Annotated in this window: 13 protein-coding genes; 9 read left to right on the forward strand and 4 right to left on the reverse strand. The window is 63.0% G+C overall.

Going from position 1 to position 13732, the window contains the following annotated elements:
• Positions 1-86 precede the first annotated feature (86 nt).
• The gene (locus ACP7DW_RS02265; RefSeq protein WP_070218599.1) at positions 87-509 is read right to left on the reverse strand and encodes a DUF1841 family protein; all 423 of its coding nucleotides are present in this window, start codon (positions 507-509) and stop codon (positions 87-89) included.
• Positions 510-950: 441 nt separating this feature from the next.
• Between ACP7DW_RS02265 and mqo the strand changes: the two genes are divergently transcribed.
• Positions 951-2531 carry a malate dehydrogenase (quinone) gene (gene mqo, locus ACP7DW_RS02270; protein ID WP_298405135.1) on the forward strand — a complete coding sequence of 527 codons (1581 nt, stop codon included), beginning with the start codon at positions 951-953 and terminating at the stop codon, positions 2529-2531.
• Between the two features lie 222 nt (positions 2532-2753).
• Here the strand turns inward: mqo and ACP7DW_RS02275 are convergent, their stop codons facing one another.
• On the reverse strand, positions 2754-3386 hold the full coding sequence (locus ACP7DW_RS02275) for an RNA pyrophosphohydrolase (protein WP_096237857.1): 633 nt from the start codon (positions 3384-3386) through the stop codon (positions 2754-2756).
• A 204-nt stretch (positions 3387-3590) separates the two neighbouring features.
• On the opposite strand from ACP7DW_RS02275, the gene ACP7DW_RS02280 reads away from it, so the two are divergent.
• Complete coding sequence (locus tag ACP7DW_RS02280) at positions 3591-5330, forward strand: proline--tRNA ligase (protein WP_426053579.1); 1740 nt, start codon at positions 3591-3593, stop codon at positions 5328-5330.
• Positions 5327-5944, forward strand: coding sequence for a lytic transglycosylase domain-containing protein (locus tag ACP7DW_RS02285; RefSeq protein WP_426053578.1), 618 nt, complete (start codon positions 5327-5329; stop codon positions 5942-5944). The genes ACP7DW_RS02280 and ACP7DW_RS02285 overlap by 4 nt, the downstream gene beginning before the upstream one ends.
• A gap of 102 nt (positions 5945-6046) precedes the next feature.
• Here the strand turns inward: ACP7DW_RS02285 and ACP7DW_RS02290 are convergent, their stop codons facing one another.
• Both ACP7DW_RS02290 and ffh read right to left on the reverse strand, forming a co-directional pair.
• On the reverse strand, positions 6047-6442 hold the full coding sequence (locus tag ACP7DW_RS02290) for an SWIB/MDM2 domain-containing protein (protein ID WP_100874461.1): 396 nt from the start codon (positions 6440-6442) through the stop codon (positions 6047-6049).
• A gap of 356 nt (positions 6443-6798) precedes the next feature.
• Positions 6799-8166, reverse strand: a complete 1368-nt coding sequence (gene ffh / locus ACP7DW_RS02295) for a signal recognition particle protein (protein WP_096237853.1) — start codon at positions 8164-8166, stop codon at positions 6799-6801.
• Positions 8167-8405: 239 nt separating this feature from the next.
• Here ffh and ACP7DW_RS02300 point away from each other — a divergent pair, with 239 nt between their 5' ends.
• The 6 genes from ACP7DW_RS02300 (at position 8406) to ACP7DW_RS02325 (ending at position 13729) form a co-directional block, all read left to right on the forward strand.
• Positions 8406-8915, forward strand: a complete 510-nt coding sequence (locus tag ACP7DW_RS02300; RefSeq protein WP_426053577.1) for a sigma-70 family RNA polymerase sigma factor — start codon at positions 8406-8408, stop codon at positions 8913-8915.
• Positions 8912-9904, forward strand: a complete 993-nt coding sequence (locus tag ACP7DW_RS02305; protein ID WP_426053576.1) for a FecR domain-containing protein — start codon at positions 8912-8914, stop codon at positions 9902-9904. The genes ACP7DW_RS02300 and ACP7DW_RS02305 overlap by 4 nt, the downstream gene beginning before the upstream one ends.
• Positions 9905-10133: 229 nt before the next feature.
• Positions 10134-10412 (forward strand): hypothetical protein, encoded by a 279-nt coding sequence (locus ACP7DW_RS02310; RefSeq protein ID WP_426053575.1) that lies wholly within the window; start codon positions 10134-10136, stop codon positions 10410-10412.
• The gene (locus ACP7DW_RS02315) at positions 10409-12112 is read left to right on the forward strand and encodes a PepSY-associated TM helix domain-containing protein (protein ID WP_426053574.1); all 1704 of its coding nucleotides are present in this window, start codon (positions 10409-10411) and stop codon (positions 12110-12112) included. The genes ACP7DW_RS02310 and ACP7DW_RS02315 overlap by 4 nt, the downstream gene beginning before the upstream one ends.
• The gene (locus ACP7DW_RS02320) at positions 12109-12450 is read left to right on the forward strand and encodes a DUF3325 domain-containing protein (protein ID WP_426053573.1); all 342 of its coding nucleotides are present in this window, start codon (positions 12109-12111) and stop codon (positions 12448-12450) included. Before ACP7DW_RS02315 ends, ACP7DW_RS02320 begins: the two co-directional genes overlap by 4 nt.
• 91 nt (positions 12451-12541) lie before the next feature.
• Positions 12542-13729, forward strand: a complete 1188-nt coding sequence (locus ACP7DW_RS02325) for an efflux RND transporter periplasmic adaptor subunit (RefSeq protein ID WP_426053572.1) — start codon at positions 12542-12544, stop codon at positions 13727-13729.
• Positions 13730-13732 lie beyond the last annotated feature (3 nt).

Consider the following 13732-nt stretch of genomic DNA (forward strand, 5'->3'; position numbering starts at 1 on the left):
ATGGCTGGAGTTGCCACTGTAGAGTGTTGCTTATTTGTACGTCTTATGCCAGATCAAGCAAACTTGTGCAGAATACTACCTTGGGTTTAGCGGCGGCGCACGCAGTCGATATACGCATCCGTATCGGGCGGCAAGCCCGAGCGCTGCGAAGCCCAGATCATCTGACCCAGGCATTCCATCACTTCGTGCTGGGCGGCATGGGCCGAATCGAGGCGCTGCGTGAGTTGCTGCACGGCCGGGCGGATGCCGCGCGGCTGGTCCACCTGCACCTGCTCCGTGATCGACAGATGCATGGACAGGTGCAGGAAAGGGTTGGCTTGTCCCCCTTCGACGGAATAGTCGCGCGCCAGTGCCGCTTCCACATCGGAGAGCTCGTTTTCATACTCGGGATGTTCGAGGATCCAGTCGAGCGCGATGGCTTCCATCGGCGTGAGGATCTCATGGGCGCGGTGCTTGCGCAAGGTGTCGCAAAAGAAGCGGCGCACGTCGTCGGAAGAGGGGTTGAACATGGCTGAAGGACTATGGCTAAAGGGCAGCCGGCATTGTACCGCGTCGATACGCAAAGGGCATCGGGGATGCCCTTTTTGCCGTCTGGCGCCCATCGGCATGACCCGATAGTCACCGCAATTTAATACCCTGCAGTAAGTATTATCCACTACCGCCGCAGGCTGGCGGTGCCAAATAACGGTGATAAAATCGCCGCTCTTGATATTTGCTCTGGACACGATGGCGCTTTGTTGCTACTCCGTGCTTCCACTGCCCGCACCTTTGCCACCAGATCTCGCTCCTGGCTTATCCCGGAGCGCGGCAGCATGCCTATCACCATCGACATCGCGCTGTCCGGCCGCCCTGGCGTTCCGGTTGGCCAACTGTTTTCATTTCATACAGCGATGGTGCCGCCACGGTGGCGCGCAAGAATCATCCTTCAGTATCCAAACATGGAGTTACGAATGCGTAAATCGCTATTACTTTTGATGTCGTGCCTGATCCTGGCGGCATGTGACAAGACCCCTCCTGCCTCGTCCGAAAAACCGGTCGACGTGCTGCTGATCGGCGCCGGCACCATGAGCGCCACCCTGGGCAGCATGCTCAAGGAACTCGATCCCTCGCTGACGATGGAAATGGTCGAGCGCCTCGATTCTGTCGCCGCCGAAAGCTCGGATGCGATGAACAACGCAGGCACGGGCCACTCGGCGTTTGCCGAACTGAACTACACGCCGGAAGCGGCCGATGGCAGCATCGAGACCAAGAAAGCCGTTGCCATCAACGAGCAATTCGAAATTTCCAAGCAATTCTGGGCTTATCAGGTAGCCAACAAGCACCTGGGCGCGCCGCAAACCTTCATCAACAATGTGCCGCACATGGCCTTTGTGTGGGGTGACGACAATATTGCCTTTTTGAAGAAGCGCTATGCCGCGCTGCAAAAGGAAAATCTGTTCAAGGGCATGCTGTTCTCGGAAGACCCGGCGCAGATCGCGCAATGGGCGCCGCTGGTCATGCAAGGGCGCGACCAGGGCCAGAAAGTGGCCGCGACGCGCATGGAAATCGGTACCGACGTCAATTTCGGCAACCTCACGCGCGGTCTGGTGAGCTACCTGACGGACAGCCATGGCATGGTCCTGCACCTGCGCCATCAGGTGGAAGACATCCAGCGCGGCGCCGATGGCGTGTGGAACGTGACGGTGAAAGACCTGGCCGCTGGCAAGGAAAAGACCATGCGCGCCAAGTTCGTCTTCATCGGCGCCGGTGGCGGTTCGCTGCCGCTGCTGGAAAAATCGGGCATTCCGGAAGCCAAGGGCTACGGCGGCGTGCCGGTGGGCGGCCAATGGCTGGTCACCACCAATCCGGAACTGGTGGCGGCGCATGCGGCCAAGGTCTACGGCAAGGCGTCCGTCGGTTCGCCGCCGATGTCCGTGCCGCATCTCGATACGCGCATCATCGATGGCAAGAAAGCGCTGCTGTTTGGCCCGTTTGCCACCTTCTCGACCAAGTTCCTGAAAAACGGTTCATGGATCGACCTGCCTGCCTCGATCGGCACGGGCAATGTGAAACCGATGCTGCAGGCCGGCTACGACAATATTCCGCTGACCAAATACCTGGTCGAGCAAGTCATGAACACACCGGAAGACCGCTTGAAGACGCTGCGCGAGTACTTGCCGAACGCCAAGATGGAAGACTGGACCTTGCAAAACGCGGGCCAGCGCGTGCAGATCGTCAAGGATGACCCGGTCAAAGGCGGCTTGCTGCAGTTCGGCACGGAAGTCGTCGGCGCCGCCGATGGCAGCATCGTTGCCCTGCTGGGCGCCTCGCCTGGCGCCTCGACCGCGCCACCGATCATGATCAAGGTGCTGCAAACGGCATTCAAGAGCCGCCTGGCCACGCCAGAATGGCAAGCGAAGATGGTGGAAATGGTGCCGTCGTACGGTCAAAAGCTGAACAACGACCCGGCCCTGGCCAACAAGATCCGCCACTACAGCAGCAATATCCTGGGCTTGAAAGCGATTACGCTGGACGTTCCCGCCGCTAATTAACACCTAACCAAACCTACTGCGCGTCGCGCTTTGCGGCCTGCGATGCTCACCGTACTAGAGTACGGTTGCGCTTCTTAGCCACAAATCACTGCCGCTCGCTACGGTTTTGTTAGGCGTCGAAACTGTCTGCATTTTTAAAAGAAAGTTTCTTACCGGTATGTAAAAAGGGGCAGCCTGGTCAGGCTGCCCCTTTTGCGTGGGAAGTGCGTGCATTGCGGCGGACTACCCCTTGCCCGGCAAGATCAGCTCCGGTGTACACCCTTCGGCGGCGATGCCGTCGCAAGGCTTGGCCAGTACCGCGCCGTCCTGCGGGCGCGGCGCATGCGGTTGGCGCAGGTAGCGCGAGGTGTGGCGCTGCGCTTGCTGTGCGTTGCCATGCACGGGCCAGGTCAGGAAGCGGGACAGCTCCTGCAAGGCGCGCTGGTACACATCGCGTTTAAATTCAATGACGACATCGAGCGGGACCCAATATTCATGCCAGCGCCAGGCGTCGAACTCGGGATGGTCGGTCAGGCGCAGATTGACGTCGTTATCGCGCGCGCACATTCTCAGCAGAAACCAAATCTGCTTCTGGCCACGGTAATGGCCGCGAATCTCGCGCTTGATGAAGTGGTCTGGCACTTCATAGCGCAGCCAGTCGCGGGTGCGGCCGACAATTTTGACGTGTTCCTGTCTGAGTCCGATTTCCTCTTCAAGTTCGCGAAACATGGCTTGTTCCGGTGTTTCGCCATATTTGATACCGCCTTGTGGAAACTGCCATGAGTGCTCGCGCACCCGCTTGCCCCACCACACCTCGTTCTGGGCGTTTAGCAGGATGATGCCGACGTTGGGCCGAAACCCTTCACGGTCGAGCATAATGCACCTCAAACTTTCTGCGACCGAGCGTCCTTTTTTACATAATTACCCACAACTTCGCAAGCCGGTGACCTTTTCGGGGTGCGAAAAGCGCCGGAATCGCACCAATTGAGCGCATTTGTGTAAAGTATGGACGCATCAGCCAGCTAATCCTTTAAAATTAGGTTGATTATAACCCTCTCTTTTTAAAAAGAATTCACCGTTATGCGCGCCTCCCGTTTTTTTATTTCCACACTTAAAGATGCACCTTCTGACGCGGAAATCGTCAGCCACCAATTGATGATGCGTGCAGGCATGATCAAACGCCTCGGTTCCGGCATCTATACCTACATGCCGATGGGCTTGCGCGTGATCCGCAAGGTGGAAGCCATCATCCGTGACGAGATGAACAAAGCTGCCGGTATCGAACTGCTGATGCCGCTCGTGCAGCCGGCCGAACTGTGGCAGGAGACGGGCCGCTGGACCAAGATGGGCGACGAACTGATGCGCGTGAAAGACCGCCACGGCCGCGAATACGCGATCCAGCCGACATCGGAAGAAGTCATCACCGACGTCGTGCGCACGGAAATCAAGTCCTACCGCCAGCTGCCGCTGAACTTTTATCATATCCAGACCAAGTTCCGCGACGAGCGCCGTCCCCGCTTCGGCCTGATGCGCGGCCGCGAATTCACCATGAAGGACGCGTACTCGTTCGACCGCGACCTGGCCGGCATGCAAGCGTCGTACAAGGTCATGTTTGACGCCTACACGCGCATCTTCACGCGTTTCGGCCTGAAGTTCCGCGCCGTGGCCGCCGACAACGGCGCCATCGGCGGTTCCGGTTCGCATGAATTCCACGTCATCGCCCACACGGGTGAAGACGCGCTCGTGTACTGCCCGACGTCCGATTACGCGGCCAACATGGAAGCGGCCGAAGCGCTGCCGCCAGCGGGCGAACGTCCGGCAGCAAGCCAGGCGCTGACGAAAACGGCCACGCCGGATACCGTCAAGTGCGAAACCGTGGCGGCCCTGCTGGGGATCGACCTGGCGCAGACCGTGAAAACCATCGCCCTGACGGTCGATACGACGGGCAAGGATGACAAAGTGACGCAACAGCATTTCATGCTGCTGCTGCGCGGCGACCATGAGTTGAACGAGATCAAGGTGGGCAAGGTTGCCGGCCTGGCCGGTCACCGTTTCTCGACGGAAGCGGAAATCCTGGAAGTCTACGGCACCATTCCCGGCTACCTGGGCCCGATCGGCACGAAAGCCCCCGTCACCGTGGTGGCGGACCGCACGGTCGCCCACATGAGCGACTTCGTCTGCGGCGCGAATGACGCCGGTTTCCATTACACGGGCGCCAACTGGGGCCGCGACGTGGCCGAGCCTGCCATCGTGGCCGACTTGCGCAATGTCGTCGCCGGCGACGCTTCGCCGGACGGCCAGGGCGCGTTGGCGATCGAGCGCGGCATCGAAGTGGGCCACGTGTTCCAGCTGGGTACGGCGTACTCGGAAAGCATGAAAGCCACCTTCCTCGACGAAAACGGCAAGCCTGCGCCGCTGCAGATGGGTTGCTACGGCATCGGCGTGACGCGCATCCTGGGCGCCGCCATCGAACAGAACTTCGACGACAAGGGCATCATCTGGCCCGCCTCGATCGCGCCGTTTGAAGTCGTGCTGTGCCCGATGGGCATGGACCGCAGCGAACTGGTCAAGGAAGAGACGGAGAAGCTGTACGCGGCCCTGCAAGGCGCTGGCGTCGATGTCATCGTCGACGACCGTGGCTTGCGCCCTGGCGCCATGTTTGCTGACTGGGAACTGATTGGCGTGCCGCACCGCATCGTCATCGGCGAACGGGGCCTGAAAGAAGGCAAGCTGGAATACCAGGGCCGCCGCGACGCGGAAGCCACCGGCGTGGCGCCGGACGAGATCGTCGCCTTCATCCAGGGCAAAATGGCGCAGTGAAGCGTCCATCCGTAAGCAAGGTGGCTGGCGCGCTCGCGCTGGCCGCCTGCCTGGCCTGCGCTTTCCCGGCGCAGGCCGGCAACCAGAAAGAGGAGGCGCTGGCCGACTCCGTCCGCCTGGCCCTGTCGCACGCGATCCGCGACGAACGCCCGCCGCAACCCAAATTTGCCACCCCCATCGAACTGCAGCGCTACCAGCAATGGCTGGCGCAGATGTCGCAACGCCTGCAGCGCAAGCTGCCGGACGCGCAGCTGCGCACGGAATTTTTGGAAACCGTCTGGTATGAAGCGCGCCGCGCTGGCCTGGAGCCGGCCCTGGTACTGGGCCTGATCCAGGTGGAGTCGGCCTACCGCAAGTATGCCGTCTCGCTGGCCGGCGCACGCGGCTACATGCAGGTGATGCCGTTCTGGACGGGCGTCATCGGCGACCATGACCGCAGCAAGCTATTCCACATGCAGACGAATTTGCGCTATGGCTGCGCGATCTTGCGCATGTACCTGGATATGGAACGCGGGGATTTGTACCTGGCGCTGGGGCGGTATAACGGCAGCCGGGGCAGGGCCGAGTATCCGAATGCCGTGCGGGCGGCTTGGCGGCAGTGGGAATTCAAATGAGGGCTGGGGTCAGACCCGGCGGGTCTGACCCCAAAAAAATGCCCCGCTCGCAATAAAGCGGCGGGGCACTCACACGGCGCAAAACGCCCTGTGCGTATCTGATTATTTCAAATGATCGGAGATCAGTTTCGTCATTTCAAACATGGAGACTTGGGCTTTGCCGCCGAAAACAGCTTTCAGCTTGTCGTCCGCATTGATCATGCGGCGGTTGGCCGGATCTTGCAGATCGAGTTTCTTGATGTAATCCCATACCTTCTTGGTCACTTCCGTGCGCGGCAGTGGTGCTGCGCCAACAACGGCGGCCAACTCTTTCGATGGCGTCATTGCTTTCATGAATGCTGCGTTTGGCTTGCGTGGTGTTGCCGGTGCTGCCGCTTTCTTCACCGCTGCTGGTTTAGCTGCTGCTTTGGCTGCGGGTGCTGCTTTTTTGGCGGCTGCAGGCTTGGCTGCTGCTGCTTTGGCTGGCGCTGCTACTGGGGTTTTTTTGGCTGTTGCCATCTTCGAGCCTCCTTAACAAACACATGGGAAATTGCGCAATTAATCGCACGGCTAATATTGGTGTGGATTTACCTTGTATGCAAGTGTTTTTCACGTTTTCCCGAGGAAAAGGCAGGGAAATGGCGATGCTGTCGCCCGGGCGCACCGCTTGGGGGCGCAGAACGGTGTTTTTGCCCGTAAATGGCATGCTTGCTGGCTATGCGGGGAGGAGCACTGCGGGGGGGAGGGAAGAGTGATGCCGGACACATGAAAATGCAATCCGGCATTATTTAGAACGATGTTTTTTGCGGTGTTGAAGTTCGATACGTGGCCTAATGAATGCCATCAAAATCCCCGCTCGCGGGGATTTTGATGCCTTAACGCATCCCCGGCATCATGCCCTTCATACTGCGCATCATCTTCATCATGCCGCCGCCCGACAATTTCTTCATCATCGTCTGCATTTGCTCGAATTGCGTCAGCATGCGGTTCACTTCCTGCACCTGCACGCCGGCGCCGGCGGCGATGCGGCGCTTGCGCGTGGCCTTGATCAATTCAGGCTTGGCGCGCTCCTGCGGCGTCATCGAGTCGATGATGCCGCACATGCGGCGCACCTGCTTGTCGGCTTGATCCATGTTCTTGCCGCCTGCCGCCTGCTGGAACTGGGCCGGCAGCTTGTCCATCAGGTTGGCCATGCCACCCATTTTCTTCATTTGCCCCAGTTGCGCCTTGAAGTCGTTCATGTCGAACTTGCCGCCGACCTTGATCTTTTGCGCCAGGTCGGCCGCTGCCTTGCTGTCGACGCCCTTGCGCGCTTCTTCCACCAGCGCGAGGATGTCGCCCATGCCCAGGATGCGGTTGGCCATGCGGGTCGGGTCGAACGCTTCCAGGCCGTCGAGTTTTTCCGAGACACCGGCAAACTTGATCGGCTTGCCCGTGATGTGGCGCACCGACAGGGCTGCACCGCCGCGCGCATCGCCATCGAGCTTGGTCAGCACGATACCGGTCAGCGGCAGCGCATCGTTGAAGGCCTTCGCCGTATTGATGGCGTCCTGGCCCAGCATGGCGTCGACGACAAACAGCGTTTCGATCGGTTTCACGGCGCCGTGGATGGCGGCGATTTCGCGCATCATCTCTTCGTCGATACCGAGGCGGCCTGCCGTATCGATGATCAGCACGTCGTGGTAATGCTTTTTCGCCCAGTCCAGCGCGGCCAGCGCGATATCGACCGGCTTGTCGGTGCTGGCGGACGGGAAGAAGTCGGCGCCCACCTGGGCGGTGACCGATTGCAGCTGGGCGATCGCGGCGGGGCGGTACACGTCGGCCGAAACGGTCAGCACTTTCTTCTTCTTTTCTTCCTTCAGGTATTTCGCCAGCTTGCCGACGGTGGTGGTCTTACCCACACCCTGCAGACCGGCCATCAGGATGATGGCGGGCGGCTGCTGCGCAAAGCTGATCTGTGACGCTTCAGGTCCCAGGTCGGCGCCCATCAGGGCGGCCAGCTCGCGCTGCACCACGCCGACCAGGGCCTGGCCTGGCGTGAGCGAGGAAATGACATCCTCGCCCATGGCTTTTTCTTTGACTTTGGCGATGAATTCGCGCACGGCGGGCAGGGCGACGTCGGCTTCGAGCAGCGCCAGGCGCACTTCGCGCAGCATGTCGGCGGTGTTCGCTTCGGTCAGGCGCGCCTCGCCGCGCATGGTCTTGACGACTTTGGCAAGCCGTTGGGTGAGATTATCTAGCATGATGAACCTGCAATGAAAAGCTTGGGAGTGGGCGGCGAAAGCCGGACGATGGGCGCCATTTTACCCCATCGCGGGTGGCTGGCGGTCCTGCGCTGCAGTGCCTGGCGGTTGGCCGGCTTTTGAATTAGTTGGTATTTCTGCCAACGCCGCGATTGCATGAAAGTCAAAAACACGGTTAGAATGAGAATAATTCTTATTTACATTCTCGGGTGACGCACGCCTGAGCCGAAAGGGATGCCATGTCGGCCGCCGATTTTGCCCAGCAACAAGACCTGCACGCGCTCTATAGCAGCCATCACGGCTGGCTGCAGGGCTGGCTGCGGCATAAGCTGGGCAATGCGGGCGAGGCGGCGGACCTGGCGCAAGACACTTTCATCAGCGTGCTGACGGCCGGCACGGCGCCGCAGATCCGCGAAGCGCGGCCTTTTCTCGCCACCATCGCGCGGCGCCTGGTGGCGCACCGCTACCGCCGGCAGGTGCTGGAAGACGCGTATCTGCAGGCGCTGGCTTGCCTTCCGCCCGAGGTGGCGCCCGCGCCGGAAGCACGGCTGCTGGCGCTGGAAGCCTTGCAGGAAATCGATGCCGCCCTCGATGGCTTGCCCGATCCCGTACGCACGGCGTTTTTGCTGGCGCAACTGGAAGGCCTCAGCTATGCCGAGATCGCCGCGCGCCTGAACGTGTCGGCCAGCTCGGTCAAGCAATACCTGACGCGTGCCAACCGCCAGGTGTTTTTCTCGCTGCCGGCATGAGCACGCTGGCAGAACCCGTGGCCCCGGCGGCCATAGCCGAGGAAGTGCAGCAGCAGGCGGCCGAGTGGCTGACTGTATTGATGTCGGACGAGGCCAGCGAAGCGGAGCACGCCGCCTGGCAGCGCTGGCGCGGGGCCGACCCGGAACATGAACGCGCCTGGCAGCATATCGACGCGGTGTCGCGGCGCTTCAACGGCTTGCACCGCGGTGCGGCCGCGCAGGCGCTGGCCGGCACAGAGCAGCAAGCCGTCAATGGCAAGCGGCGCCAGTTGCTGGCATGGCTGGGCGTGGCCGCTGGCGGCGGCTTGCTGGCCGCGCAGACGGGCGCCTGGGATGGCGTGCGCGCCCTGCGCGCCGACTACCGCACGGCCACGGGCGAGCGGCGCGAGGTGGTGCTGGACGATGGCAGCGTGCTCAGCCTGAATACGCGATCGGCCGTGAACGTGCGTTTCGATGACAAGCGCCGCCTGATCGAACTGCTGGCCGGCGAGATCCTCGTCAGCAGTGGCCACGGTGCCGGCAGCGCCGCGCCGCTGGTGGTGGCCACGCGCGAAGGCCTGGTGCGCGCGCTGGGCACGCGCTTCGTCGTGCGCCAGCAGGATGGCGTCAGCACGGTGGAGGTGTTTGAAAGCGCCGTTGACATCCGCCCGCGCGACAGCGCTGGCGCGCCCCTGCTGCTGGCGGCCGGGCGTGGCGTGGCGTTTTCCCGCCATGCACCGGACGCGCCGCACGCCATCGACGCGTATGCCGATGCCTGGTCGCGCGGGCAGCTGATCGTCGACGATGTGGCCCTGGGCGACTTCCTGGCCGACCTGGCCCGCTACCGCCCGGGCGTGATCGACTGCGCGCCGGCAGTGGCCCAGCTGCGCCTGTCGGGGGTATTCCCGCTGGCCGACACGCAGCGCATCCTGAACATGCTGCCCAACTCGCTGCCGGTGCAGGTGCGCAGCCGCACGCGTTACTGGGTGACGGTGGAGCCGGCCGCGTAGCCCGCCTCGGTAACAATATTGTTCAATCGGACTGCCCGTTTTCGATTCTCGCGGCACCTGTAGTTGAGAGACGTAATTTCCAGTACCCATTCAAGGCGCCACGTTGCGCGGTTTCATGCCGCTGCGTGCCGCCGCCATAATCAATTTTGATGGAAGGACGCAGTGTGATGCATCTGATGTATATGGTCTGCCACCCGGCGCAACAACCGTTGTCTGGGGTGCCGCAACGATGAAATCTGCCAATATGCTGTTGTTCTCGCGCGTGCTCGCCGCCGTCTTTGGCGGCTATGCGCTCACGTCCGGCGTGGCCGTGCTGCTGTCGGCCGTGCTGCCGCTGTCGCGCGCCGAAGCCGTGCTGACGGCCACCCTGAGCGCCTTCGTCGTGTACACCTGCGCCGTCATCTGGGTCTTTGCCGTGCAAGACCTGCGCCGCGCCTGGCTCGGCATGCTGCTGCCGGCGATTCTGTGCGGCGGCATCGGCCTGCTGCTGTCGCGAGGTGCCGCATGAACGCCTTCAAGGTCGACAAAGTGGTGAAAACGCCGCAGCAGGGCGGCTTGCGGCAAGCCATGGCCTGGCTGCATACGTGGAGCGGCCTGTGGATTTCCTGGCTGCTGTTCGCCATTTTCCTGACCGGCACCCTGGCCGTCTTCGACGACCCGATCGGCCACTGGATGACGCCCGAACACGCACTCGAAGAGGCGGCGCATGCGAACGATGCGCCGCTGCCCAAGGTCACGGACCGCGCGCACCGTCTGGAACTGGCGCTCGACTTCATGGCGAAAGAACACCCGCAGGCGGACATGTGGGAAATCTGGCCCGTGCAGCGTCCCGGCCATGGCTTGTCCGCCTACTGGTTCCAGCCCGGCGGCGGCTATGGCTCGGCGGACCTCGACCCGCTGACGGGCGCCATCGTCAACCATGCGCGCGAGGCAACCGAACGTGAAACCATCGGCGGCCACCATTTCGTTGATTTCCACTACGAGCTGCACGCGGGACGCATCGGCGTGTGGATCGTCGGCATCACCACCATGATCATGCTGGTGGCGCTGGTGAGCGGCGTCATCACGCACAAGCGCATCTTCAAGGATTTCTTTACCTTCCGCCCGGCCAAGGGCCAGCGTTCGTGGCTCGACGCGCACAACGCGGTGGCCGTGCTGACCTTGCCGTTCCAGTTCATGATCGCCTACACGGGCCTGGCCTTTTTCAGCGATGACTATGTGCCGGCCCCCGTGGTGGCGCAATACGGCATGGACAACCCCAAGCGGGCCTTCCTGGCCGACTGGAACGATGCGGGCAAACCTGCGCGCATCGGCCAGCCGCTGGCCATTCCCGCGCTGGAATCGTTCGCGCTGCGCGCCGAGCAGGCCATCGGCCAGGAAATCCGCGCCGTGGTGCTGGACAACCCGAACGACGCCTCCATGCGCGTGTGCATGTACGGCTGGAACGAGGATACGGAACTGCTCGAGCGCATCAGCGCCAATACGGGCAGGGCCTGTTATGCGCTGGCCACGGGCGAGCAGGTCGCCGTGCGCCTGCCGGGCGAGTCGGACACGGGCGGCGCGGGCCTGACGCGCTCCGTCATGTCGAACCTGCACATGGTGGGCTTTGGCGGCACGCCGATGCGCTGGCTGTACTTCTTCTGCGGCCTGGCCGGCACGGCCATGATGGGCACGGGCGCGATCCTGTTCATGGTCAAGCGCCGCCAGAAGTCCGGCGGCGAGTTCGGCGCCTATACGCAGCGCGTGTACCGCGTCATCGCCTGCCTGAATGTGGCGGCGATTGCCGGCCTGTCGATCGCCTGCGTGGGCTTCCTGTGGGCCAACCGCCTGATCCCCGTCGGCATCGAGCAGCGCGCCGGCTGGGAAGTGCGCGCCTTCTTCGGCGTGTGGTTCCTGATGCTGGTGCACGCCTGCCTGCGCGCGGAAAAGCGCGCGTGGATCGAGCAACTTGGCTTGCTGGCGGCGCTATGCCTGCTGCTGCCGGTGCTCAATGTCCTGAGTACGGGCGACAGTCTGGTGGCGCAGGTCGCGCGCGGCGACTGGGAAAGCGCAGGCGTGGAGCTGGGCAGCATGGCCTTCGGCCTGCTGGCCGCCTGGGGCGCGTGGAAAGTCCGCAAGCGCAAGGAACAGCCGCTTAAAAAAGCCGCCGCCAGGGAAGGCGCCGCATCCACGGCCAGCCTGCAAGTCAATACGGAAGGACAGTCATGATCACCACCATCCTGTGCGCGCTGGGCCTGTCGTATGCGGGCATGGCCAGCCTTTCATTGGCGATGGACCGCCACCATGGCCAGGTCTGGGGCAGGGACGCGGCGCCGAACGTGCGGCGCGCGCTGCAACTGGCCGGAACCATCCTGCTGGCGCTGGCCATCTGGCCTTGCGTGGCCGGCTGGAGCGCCACCGTCGGCGTGGTCGCCTGGCTGGGATTCATCGGCGCGGGAGCGCTGCTGGTGGCCCTGCTGCTGCCGTATGCCCCCCGCTTGCTGTTGCGTAGTTCCCTGCTGGCAGCCGTCGCCGCGCTGGCAGGTCTTGTGACGTTTCTGCGGTGATGATCACCGCCATTTTCAAGGATAGACCGATGTATTTTTCACGCCTGGCGACACTGATTGATGTTTTGACCGTATTGAAAGTGGTTTCCTGATGGCGGCCCGTCTGCCTTCCCGCCGCGCCCGCATCCTGGGCGGCGCGGTCTTGCTGGCGCTGTTTGGCGCCGGTGCCCTGTGGGCCACGCGCGGCCCGGCCACCGTGTTCGACACGGCGCCCGTCAAGCGCGGCAACATCGAAGCGAGCGTCACGGCCATCGGCACCCTGCAGCCGCAAACCTATGTCGACGTGGGCGCGCAGGTGTCGGGCCAGATCACGCGCCTGCACGTGCAGCCCGGCAGCGCCGTGGAAAAAGGCCAGCTGCTGGCCGAGATCGACCCCAGCGTGCAGCAAGCCACGGTCGACGCGGGCCGCGCCGCCCTGGCGGGTTTGCGCGCGCAGCTGGCCGACCAGCAGGCGCAGCACCGTCTGGCGGGCCGGCAGCACGTGCGCCAGCAGCAGATGGCCAAATTCGACTCGACACCTTTGGCCGACCTGGAAACGGCCGAAGCCACCTTGGCCTCGGCCGGCGCCAAGATCGACCACCTGAAGGCGCAGATAGACCAGACCCAGGCCAGCCTGAAGGCGGACGAGGCGCGCCTCGGCTATACGCGTATCTACGCGCCGATGGCCGGCAAGGTCGTGGGCCTGGACGCGAAAGAGGGGCAAACCCTGAACGCCACGTACCAGACGCCGAACATCCTGCGCATCGCCGATCTGTCGGCCATGACGGTATGGACGGAAGTGTCGGAAGCGGACGTGCGCCGCGTGCGCCCGGACATGCCCGTCTACTTCACCACCCTGGGCGGCGACCAGCGGCGCTGGAGCGGCAAGGTGCGGCAAGTGCTGCCGGCGCCGCCCGTGCCCGGCGGTTCCGCCGCCGGCACGGCCCTGGCGCCGTCGACCAGCAAAGTGATCTTGTATACAGTGCTGTTCGACGTGGATAACGCCGATGGCGAACTGATGCCGCAGATGACGGCGCAGGTGGTGTTTGTCACGGCCGCGGCGAACAATGTGCTGGCCGTGCCCTTGCCGGCCTTGAAACCGTCGACCGAAGAAGGCGCCAGGCCGGGGCAGTTCACGGCCCGCGTGATGGATGCCGACGGCAAGGTCGATACGCGCGCCGTCACCGTGGGCGTGCGCAACCGCCTCAGCGCGGAAGTGCTGCAAGGCTTGCGCGAAGGCGAGTTGCTGGTCACGGGCGAGCAGCCGGCCGGCAGCGGCGCCAGCAGGTTCCAGCTGTGAGCG

It is taken from the genome of Janthinobacterium sp. PSRC1-1 (assembly GCF_049897525.1).
Taxonomy (GTDB): Bacteria; Pseudomonadota; Gammaproteobacteria; order Burkholderiales; family Burkholderiaceae_D; genus Janthinobacterium; species Janthinobacterium tructae.

Coding starts and splice junctions, on each gene's coding strand:
- ACP7DW_RS02265 (WP_070218599.1), bottom strand. CDS start 509: ATGTTCAACCCCTCTTCCGACGACGTGCGCCGCTTCTTTTGCGACACC.
- ACP7DW_RS02305 (WP_426053576.1), top strand. CDS start 8,912: ATGAGCACGCTGGCAGAACCCGTGGCCCCGGCGGCCATAGCCGAGGAA.
- ACP7DW_RS02280 (WP_426053579.1), top strand. CDS start 3,591: ATGCGCGCCTCCCGTTTTTTTATTTCCACACTTAAAGATGCACCTTCT.
- ffh (WP_096237853.1), bottom strand. CDS start 8,166: ATGCTAGATAATCTCACCCAACGGCTTGCCAAAGTCGTCAAGACCATG.
- ACP7DW_RS02300 (WP_426053577.1), top strand. CDS start 8,406: ATGTCGGCCGCCGATTTTGCCCAGCAACAAGACCTGCACGCGCTCTAT.
- ACP7DW_RS02275 (WP_096237857.1), bottom strand. CDS start 3,386: ATGCTCGACCGTGAAGGGTTTCGGCCCAACGTCGGCATCATCCTGCTA.
- ACP7DW_RS02290 (WP_100874461.1), bottom strand. CDS start 6,442: ATGGCAACAGCCAAAAAAACCCCAGTAGCAGCGCCAGCCAAAGCAGCA.
- ACP7DW_RS02320 (WP_426053573.1), top strand. CDS start 12,109: ATGATCACCACCATCCTGTGCGCGCTGGGCCTGTCGTATGCGGGCATG.
- ACP7DW_RS02310 (WP_426053575.1), top strand. CDS start 10,134: ATGAAATCTGCCAATATGCTGTTGTTCTCGCGCGTGCTCGCCGCCGTC.
- ACP7DW_RS02315 (WP_426053574.1), top strand. CDS start 10,409: ATGAACGCCTTCAAGGTCGACAAAGTGGTGAAAACGCCGCAGCAGGGC.
- mqo (WP_298405135.1), top strand. CDS start 951: ATGCGTAAATCGCTATTACTTTTGATGTCGTGCCTGATCCTGGCGGCA.
- ACP7DW_RS02325 (WP_426053572.1), top strand. CDS start 12,542: ATGGCGGCCCGTCTGCCTTCCCGCCGCGCCCGCATCCTGGGCGGCGCG.